Raw genomic sequence first — 6,783 nt, 5'->3', positions numbered from 1 at the left:
GTCCAGGTAAGGCGGGTAGTCCAGAGGCTTCTCCTTCCGAACCTCTACTCTCTGAGAGAGTGATCCAACGCCGAGTTAGACGGCGCAACTTCGCCATGTACGCACCTCTCGTGCGCTCGGACTACTACGAGACCTCCGCCCCATCCCACAGCCTTCAGTCGGCAACGGGCCTGCCCACTCTCCGAATTGGATGTCCGGCGAGTTGGGCGACTGTGGATGGTTCCCACGTTCACCATGTTGTCGATTGACCAGGTCGGTACCCAGCTGTACCCCGACAGCATCGCCACGCCTACGCCGCAGACCTTCAACGTGGCCTCCCCGCCGACTGCTGCTTTCCGGCTTCGGAGTTGATCCGGCATAAAGCCGTGATCACGCGCTGCAGACTGACCCATATCCGCCAGGTTTGAGTCAGCACAAAACTTACGGGACCTCAACCGCTGGTTCACTCTCGTTGCACCTTCTGGTCTCGCTTGCCGGGCCCGCACCTTCTGGCAGTTCCGATGCGTCCCGTCGTTGTCGGGGCTGCTTTCCGCCCTTCCCGGCGTTCCCCGGGTTAGACTGCCCCCAGCTTCTATCGGGCCGCTGCGACGGCCCGACGGCAAAGGTCTTTCACCTTTCGCTCGACATCACGGCGCCTCGTGGCGCGCGCAGCACTTCTTGTACTTCCGGCCCGATTCGCACCAGCACGGGCCGTTCCGCGCCGGGGGCCAGAGCAGCGTTTCCGTTGCCGCTTCGGCGTCGCGCCACGTGGCGTACCGGGTGCGTGTCCCGGGGTCGTCGGGGGCATCGCCGCTGTGCCGAACGTAGGCGTCGAAGTCCGCGAGCCTGCCGGTGACCATGCGGACCCGGACCGCGCCGCCGGTGCTGAAGCGGAGCGCGGAGCGCTGGAGAGCGGCGGCGTAGCTCTCGTAGTCGTCGCCGTACTCGGTGGTCGTCTTGGGCCAGCGCCGGCGGGCCTCGGGGAAGTCCGCGCGCGTCCAGCGCAGGATCACTCCGTCGAAGGGGCCCTCGTCAGGGAACGGGCCTGTGGCGGGCGGGTCGATCAGGCCGTCCAGCTGGCCGAGGAGGTCCAGCAGTTCCCCGTCCGCTTCGGCCTCGGCGGCGTCGACGGCCCGGTCCAGCTCGTCGGGTTCGAGGCCGAGCTGCTCGCGGAGCACGCTGCGGTTGAAGAGCAGGCTCTGCCGGTAGTCGGCGGCGTCCTCGCCCACGTCCTCGGCGCCGGTGCGCGCCAGGGCGGCCTCGCACCACTGAAGCGCCGCCCTTAGCTGCGGGTCGGCCGCCTCGGACAGCAGCTCCGCCATCTCCTTGTAGATCCACAGATCCGGCGGTGTCGTAGCGTCGAGTTCGGCGCGCAGCGCGTCCCGTGCCGCGTGGCCCTCGTCGGTGCGGCGCAGCGCGTACAGCTGCTCGATGATGCCGACCTGGGCGTTGCGGGACTGCTCTCCGCCGCGTTCCAGAGCGCGGCGGAACAGGGCGAGCGCCCCTTCGTGGTCGCGGGCCTGCGAACGGGTCCATCCGGCGTGGATCAGGGCGCGGGGAACGTCCGGGTCGCTGTCGTGGTCGCGGGCCCACTGCTCGTACGCGTCCGCGCTCGCCCCGCCGTCGAGGCCGGCGAGGAAGGCGTCGTACGGCGACGTCGGCGTCTGGTCGTGGCGCGCTGCGGGACCGGTCATGGGCGGCGACGCTACCGGCAGCACGGCACCGCCCGGAGCCGAAGCGGGAGTTTTTCACCCTCCCCACGGTGGCGTCCCGTGCCCGGCCCCTGAGCCACGTCGATGCCGCTTCCCGCTGTCGGGAAGCCGGGGCGCGGTGCGGGCATCTCATACCGTGCACACTCGGCAATGTGTACAGTTTCGGGGCATGGATGAGACGTATCCGCTGGTGCAGGCCCGCAACGAGCTCGGGCAGCTCGTCAACCGGGTCCGGCACGGCCACGAGACGATCGTGATCAGCGACTACGGCAGGCCCGCCGCGGCCCTGATCCCCGTGGACGAGCTCGCCGAGCTCCGCCGCCTGCGCGACGAGGCCGACCTCGCCGAGGCCCAGCGCCGCAAAAACACGGGCGGCCCCGTGATCACCCACGAGGCCCTCATGGCGGAACTCGAGGCCGACGACGACACCCCCGCCGCCTCGTGACCCACACCGTCGTCTGGCAGCACCAGGCCGCCGACGAATACCGGCGCCTGCGCCGCCTCGACCCCACCGGCGCCAAGGAGTGCGCGGCCGCCGTCCGTAGCCTCGCCGACAATCCCCGCCCGCCGCAGGCCCGGCAACTCGGCGGCTCCGGCCTCTGGCGCCTGTCCGTGGGCGACGGGCGGATCCTGTACGAACCGGAAGACCACACCATCACCGTCCTCGTCCTGAAAGTCGGCCGCACCCCCTGAGTCGTTTCCGGGCCCGCGGACGGACAGCCGTGTGTCCGGGCCACCGGGGATCTGCCCGTGCTGCCGGCGGCGCGGGGCGGCCGTGCGTGCCTGACCGAGGGGCCGGCGGGGCCGGCGGGTCAGCTGCGGGAGGCGGCCGCGCGGCGGAGTGCATCCGCCAGGGACTCCCCGTTGGTGGTGACCCGGGCAAGGGAGAAGAAGTCGTCGAGGCTGTCGGCGGGGTCGGTGGCCGTCAGGTCCACCCGCCCCTCGGCGGCGATCCGCTCGAGAACGGCCCGGTGCTCGACCGTGTTCAGGAGCACTGCCAGCGAGGTGCGGACCGGCTCCAGCCAGTCCACTTCCAGACGGACGACGTCACCACCGCCAACGGACCGCCACCGGGTGGCGGTGTCCGCTCCGTCCACCGGTGCATCGGTGTGCAGAACGCGCAGCAGGTCCTCGAGGTCCGGGCGGGCGGCCAGGTCCAGCACGAGCAGAGACGGCCGGGTGGTGAGCGCGAGCGCGCGGCGCAGAGGGACGGTCTCGCTGCAGATCCGGCGGGCCTGGTCGCGGATGAACTCCTCATCGCCTGCCCGCTCCAGCTCGCCCTTGCTCAGGCCGAAGGCCAGGTCGCCGACGCTCGCGCGGTCGTCCAGCGGACTCGTGGCCAGACGCCGCAGACACTCCCGCAGCACGGCGTCCGCGGCCGGGGTGCCCGGCGGGGCGGCGGCGGCCGACAGCAGGGCCTGCCCCGCCAGCAGCAGGAGGGTGAGCGCCGGTGTCGGGGTGTGCGGGTCCAGGAGCAGGGTCGGGTTCTGGCCCGCCCGGCGGCCGCGCAGGAACCGCAGGAGCGGGAGCATGGCCGGGCCTGGCCGGTGAAGGTCGGCTCCTCGAGGAGTTCGGTGAACAGCAGGTCGCCGCTGTGGCCGCGGCGGTCGGTCAGCATGCCTCCGGGGCCGTGTAGGGGTTGCCGAGGAAGTAGTGGGTGCCGGGCTCGAAGAACGGCTCAACAGCAACGCCGGTGATGGTGGTGTCGGGCGCGGTGGTGGTGTCGGGCATGGGCGCTCTCCTTGGCCGTGGGGCTGGCGTGGGTGCCGGGCCGCAGTGGCGGTGGAGGGGGTTCGTTTGCGGCCCGAGGAACACCTGATGCGTGAGATCACCCGTACCGAGCCGGCTCCCGTGGCCGCGGCGCCCCGCCGCCGCCCCCGCTGGGGCCTGGTGGCCATACCGGTGGCCGTCGCCGCCGCGGCGACCGCCGTGGTACTGAACGTCACCGGCTCGGCCTCCCCCTCCGCGCCGTCCGTCGCCATCGCGCCCGTGGTGAAGGTACTGCCCGCCTCCGCCCAGGGCACCACCGAGCTGATGCAGCAGGTCGCCGCCGCCACCGGTGCCGGCCGGCACCTGACGATCCGCCCCGACCAGTACGTCTACGTCCGAAGCGAGGTCGGCTTCAGCCGCCAGGTCGCGCAGCGCACCATGGACGGCCTGATCCGGATGGACGCCGTGCACGAGCGCGAGGTCTGGCTGCCGGAGGACCCCACCCGCTCCCGGGCTGATCCGTGAGGGCGGCGAGGACGTGAAGCTCGGCGGGAGCGGTGTCCAGGTCAGCGTCGACGGAGGCGCGCCGACCGCCGCCGGCGCCGGCAACACGCCCTACGCGCAGGTGTCCGCGCTGCCCACCGACCCCGACGTCCTGCTCAAGAAGATCTACGCCATCACCGAGGGCCAGGCCCCCGGCCGTGACGCCGCGGCCTTCGACTGGGTCGGCGAAACGGTCGGCGAGGCCATCGTCCCGCCGAAGGTGGAGGCGGCCATCTGGCTGGCGCCGGGAAGATCCCCGGCGTGGAGGTCGTGCACGGCGCCGTCGACGCGGCGGGCCGGCGCGGCGAGGCCCTGGCCTTCGAGTCCCTCAACGAACGCACCGAGTACATCTTCGACAAGACGACCCACACCTACCTCGGCGAACGCAGCTACCTGCTCAAGGACAGCAAAGCGGGCAAGGCGGGCCAGCTGACCGGTATCAGCGCGGTTCTCGACCGGGGCGTGGCCGACAAGGCCGGCCAGGTTCCCTCCGGCGGCAAGGCGTGACGGACTCCGAGTCGCTCCGCGCGGCGTGCCCCCCGCGAGGGCCCAGGTCACCGGGTGACCTGGGCCCTCGACGTGAAGCCGGGCAGCCGGGGTGTGGGGCGATGCCCGGGCGGCCGCGCCCGCACCCGGGATCAGACGGATGGTCACAGCCCGCGCACGGCGGCGCCGGTAAGCCCCGTACGCGGTGCTCGGTCTCAGCACTGCCGCCGTCCGTGCGCTGGACCGGCCGGCCGGTCCTCAATGGTGGGTGATGACCGTCCGGAAGCGGGCCTTGCCCTCCGCTGTGCGCTGGTAGGCCTCGGCGGCCCTGTGCTGGGCGTAGACCTCCACCATAGGTGTGACCTTGCCTTCGGCGGCGATCTGAAGGGCCTGCGTCAGATACTGGGGGCCGTTGTGGGCGGAGCCGAGGATCCGGATGCTGTTCATGATCATCGGCATGTTGGGGACGGCGAGCTCGTCGAAGGCGATGCCCATGAGCACGACCCGGCCGTGCGGTGCCACGCCCTGGAAGGCATCCGCCACCGCGCGGTTGGAGCTGTTGGTGTGCATGAGCACGTCCGCTCCGCCCGCCTCCCGCAGCTCCGCCCCGTTCGACACCACCAGGTCCGCGCCCAGCTTGTGCGCCAGATCCCGCTTGTCGGGTGATCCGGTGACGGCGATCGTCGTGAACCCTGCCGCCTTGGCGTACTGGAGGGCCAGGTGCCCCATTCCGCCGATCCCGGACACCGCGACCCGCTCACCGGGCTGAGGATCGGCGCGCCGCAGGCCGCTCCAGGCCGTGTAGCCCACGCACATCAGGGGCGCCGCATGTTCGTAGGGGAGCCCTTCGGGCAGGAGCACCGTCGCCTCCGCGCTCACGGCGGCATACTCGCCGTTCGCGCCGGCGACGTTCATGCCGGTCAGCACCGGGCGCTCACAGTTCGCGGCGGTGACGAAGTCCAGCGGCTCTTTCCGGCGGCACCATGCGCACCGTCCGCAGCCCGTCTGCAGGGTCACCAGGCCGACACGGTCGCCGACGGCCCGGGAGGTGACACCTGCGCCGACCGCGACGACCTCCCCCGCGCCCTCGTGGCCGAGCGTCATGGGGAAGTCGGCGCCGAACGCGAGCTTGCCCTCGGTGATCCACACGTCCGTGCCGCAGATCCCGCTGGCATGCACCTTCACCAGCACCTGCCCCGGACCTGCCTCCGGAGCCTCCACCGTCCTCGCTTCCCACTGCGCCCCGAGGGCGGGTACGACTACTGACCGCATGTGCGACATGACTCTCCTCCATGGATGTGCCGGGAACCGTGCCGCGCTCAAGGCGTCCCGTCCTGCGGGGCGAACAATTTCGATGCACGACACTGTTCCATGAAAACCCGCACCGCCGGGTCCGTCAAGGTTCACAAGACAGGCATGTGCAATGAAATTACTTCGATGCACAGTTGCATATAGTCATTTCCTCCGGGGTCGTCCGGCCGGCCGGATCCGACCCGTGACCGCGAGGACCGGAGCTGCAGCGATGACAGCGGACGAGCAGGGCACCGGCCGCAAGTACGAGATGCGGCGCCGCGCCGACGCGGTGAGCGAGACGCGCAACCGCATCACAGGCGCGGCGATCCAGCTGCACGGAACGGTCGGCCCCGCCCGCACCACCATCGCCGGCATCGCCTCGCTGGCCGGAGTGCAGCGGCACACCGTCTACCGGCACTTCCCCACCGAGGAAGAGCTGTTCACGGCATGCTCCACGGAGTACTGGCAGCGCAACCCCTGGCCGGATACCGCGAAATGGCAGGACATCCCCTCGCCGGGCGAGCGAACCGTCGGAGCGCTCGGCGACCTGTACCGCTTCTACGACGCCGTCGAGCCCATGCTGGCCAACGTCCTCAAAGACGGCGACCACATTCCCGGCATAAAGCCCAGCGTGGACGCCTACGAGGCGAAGATCGACGCGATCACCCACGTGCTCATCGCGGGCTACTCCCCCGCCCCGGCCACGCTCCCCACCCTCACGGCCGCGGTCCGCCACGCCGCCGCTTTCAGCACATGGCAGTCACTCGTCCGCGCCAACGGCCTCAAGGCCGGCACCGCGGCGGCCCTGATGGCCGCACTTCTCCAGACCGCCGCGCAGCCCCTCGACGGGCTGGGGGCGGGGGCGGTCCGTGGGTAAGAACCGCGCGCAACGGCGCGCCGAGACGTAGGGCTTCGGCCCGTCGGCCGGACCGGTCCGCCTGGCAAACCGTCCAGAGACGAATATGAGAGGTCGTTTCCTCCCGTTGTTTTATCCCGTGATGCGGATTTGGTTCGGTGATGTCGGGTCGCGCCACGAGATGGTGGCCTCGCCAGTGAGCCG

The 6,783-nt window shown here is 71.1% G+C and carries 8 protein-coding genes; 5 read left to right on the top strand and 3 right to left on the bottom strand.

What is annotated here, in order from left to right; genetic code table 11:
* Positions 1-626: 626 nt before the first annotated feature.
* Positions 627-1,673: an SEC-C metal-binding domain-containing protein gene (locus tag ACFV9O_RS39210; RefSeq protein ID WP_385427567.1), complete on the bottom strand. Its 1,047-nt coding sequence runs from the start codon at positions 1,671-1,673 to the stop codon at positions 627-629.
* A 187-nt stretch (positions 1,674-1,860) separates the two neighbouring features.
* Here ACFV9O_RS39210 and ACFV9O_RS39205 point away from each other — a divergent pair, with 187 nt between their 5' ends.
* Together ACFV9O_RS39205 and ACFV9O_RS39200 are read left to right on the top strand one after the other, a co-directional pair.
* A complete protein-coding gene (locus ACFV9O_RS39205; protein ID WP_385427565.1) occupies positions 1,861-2,136 on the top strand; it encodes a type II toxin-antitoxin system prevent-host-death family antitoxin in 276 nt (91 codons plus the stop codon).
* Positions 2,133-2,384 carry a type II toxin-antitoxin system RelE/ParE family toxin gene (locus tag ACFV9O_RS39200; protein WP_385427562.1) on the top strand — a complete coding sequence of 84 codons (252 nt, stop codon included), beginning with the start codon at positions 2,133-2,135 and terminating at the stop codon, positions 2,382-2,384. The genes ACFV9O_RS39205 and ACFV9O_RS39200 overlap by 4 nt, the downstream gene beginning before the upstream one ends.
* A 119-nt stretch (positions 2,385-2,503) precedes the next feature.
* Here the strand turns inward: ACFV9O_RS39200 and ACFV9O_RS39195 are convergent, their stop codons facing one another.
* Entirely contained in the window at positions 2,504-3,223 is a 720-nt protein-coding gene (locus ACFV9O_RS39195; RefSeq protein WP_385427559.1) for a hypothetical protein, read from the bottom strand.
* Positions 3,224-3,509: 286 nt separating this feature from the next.
* Between ACFV9O_RS39195 and ACFV9O_RS39190 the strand changes: the two genes are divergently transcribed.
* Together ACFV9O_RS39190 and ACFV9O_RS39185 are read left to right on the top strand one after the other, a co-directional pair.
* The gene (locus ACFV9O_RS39190; RefSeq protein WP_385427557.1) at positions 3,510-3,926 is read left to right on the top strand and encodes a hypothetical protein; all 417 of its coding nucleotides are present in this window, start codon (positions 3,510-3,512) and stop codon (positions 3,924-3,926) included.
* A 279-nt stretch (positions 3,927-4,205) separates the two neighbouring features.
* Entirely contained in the window at positions 4,206-4,451 is a 246-nt protein-coding gene (locus tag ACFV9O_RS39185; RefSeq protein ID WP_385427554.1) for a hypothetical protein, read from the top strand.
* Positions 4,452-4,688: 237 nt separating this feature from the next.
* Here ACFV9O_RS39185 and ACFV9O_RS39180 read toward each other — a convergent pair whose 3' ends face one another.
* A complete protein-coding gene (locus ACFV9O_RS39180) occupies positions 4,689-5,702 on the bottom strand; it encodes an alcohol dehydrogenase catalytic domain-containing protein (protein WP_385427551.1) in 1,014 nt (337 codons plus the stop codon).
* Between the two features lie 250 nt (positions 5,703-5,952).
* Between ACFV9O_RS39180 and ACFV9O_RS39175 the strand changes: the two genes are divergently transcribed.
* Positions 5,953-6,600 carry a TetR/AcrR family transcriptional regulator gene (locus ACFV9O_RS39175; protein ID WP_385427548.1) on the top strand — a complete coding sequence of 216 codons (648 nt, stop codon included), beginning with the start codon at positions 5,953-5,955 and terminating at the stop codon, positions 6,598-6,600.
* Positions 6,601-6,783: the final 183 nt, after the last annotated feature.

This window comes from Streptomyces sp. NPDC059909 (genome assembly GCF_042730885.1).
Lineage (GTDB): Bacteria > Actinomycetota > Actinomycetes > Streptomycetales > Streptomycetaceae > Streptomyces.
This window is presented reverse-complemented; position numbering and strand designations above follow the sequence as displayed.

Coding starts and splice junctions, on each gene's coding strand:
- ACFV9O_RS39210 (WP_385427567.1), bottom strand. CDS start 1,673: ATGACCGGTCCCGCAGCGCGCCACGACCAGACGCCGACGTCGCCGTAC.
- ACFV9O_RS39205 (WP_385427565.1), top strand. CDS start 1,861: ATGGATGAGACGTATCCGCTGGTGCAGGCCCGCAACGAGCTCGGGCAG.
- ACFV9O_RS39195 (WP_385427559.1), bottom strand. CDS start 3,223: ATGCTCCCGCTCCTGCGGTTCCTGCGCGGCCGCCGGGCGGGCCAGAAC.
- ACFV9O_RS39190 (WP_385427557.1), top strand. CDS start 3,510: ATGCGTGAGATCACCCGTACCGAGCCGGCTCCCGTGGCCGCGGCGCCC.
- ACFV9O_RS39180 (WP_385427551.1), bottom strand. CDS start 5,702: ATGCGGTCAGTAGTCGTACCCGCCCTCGGGGCGCAGTGGGAAGCGAGG.
- ACFV9O_RS39175 (WP_385427548.1), top strand. CDS start 5,953: ATGACAGCGGACGAGCAGGGCACCGGCCGCAAGTACGAGATGCGGCGC.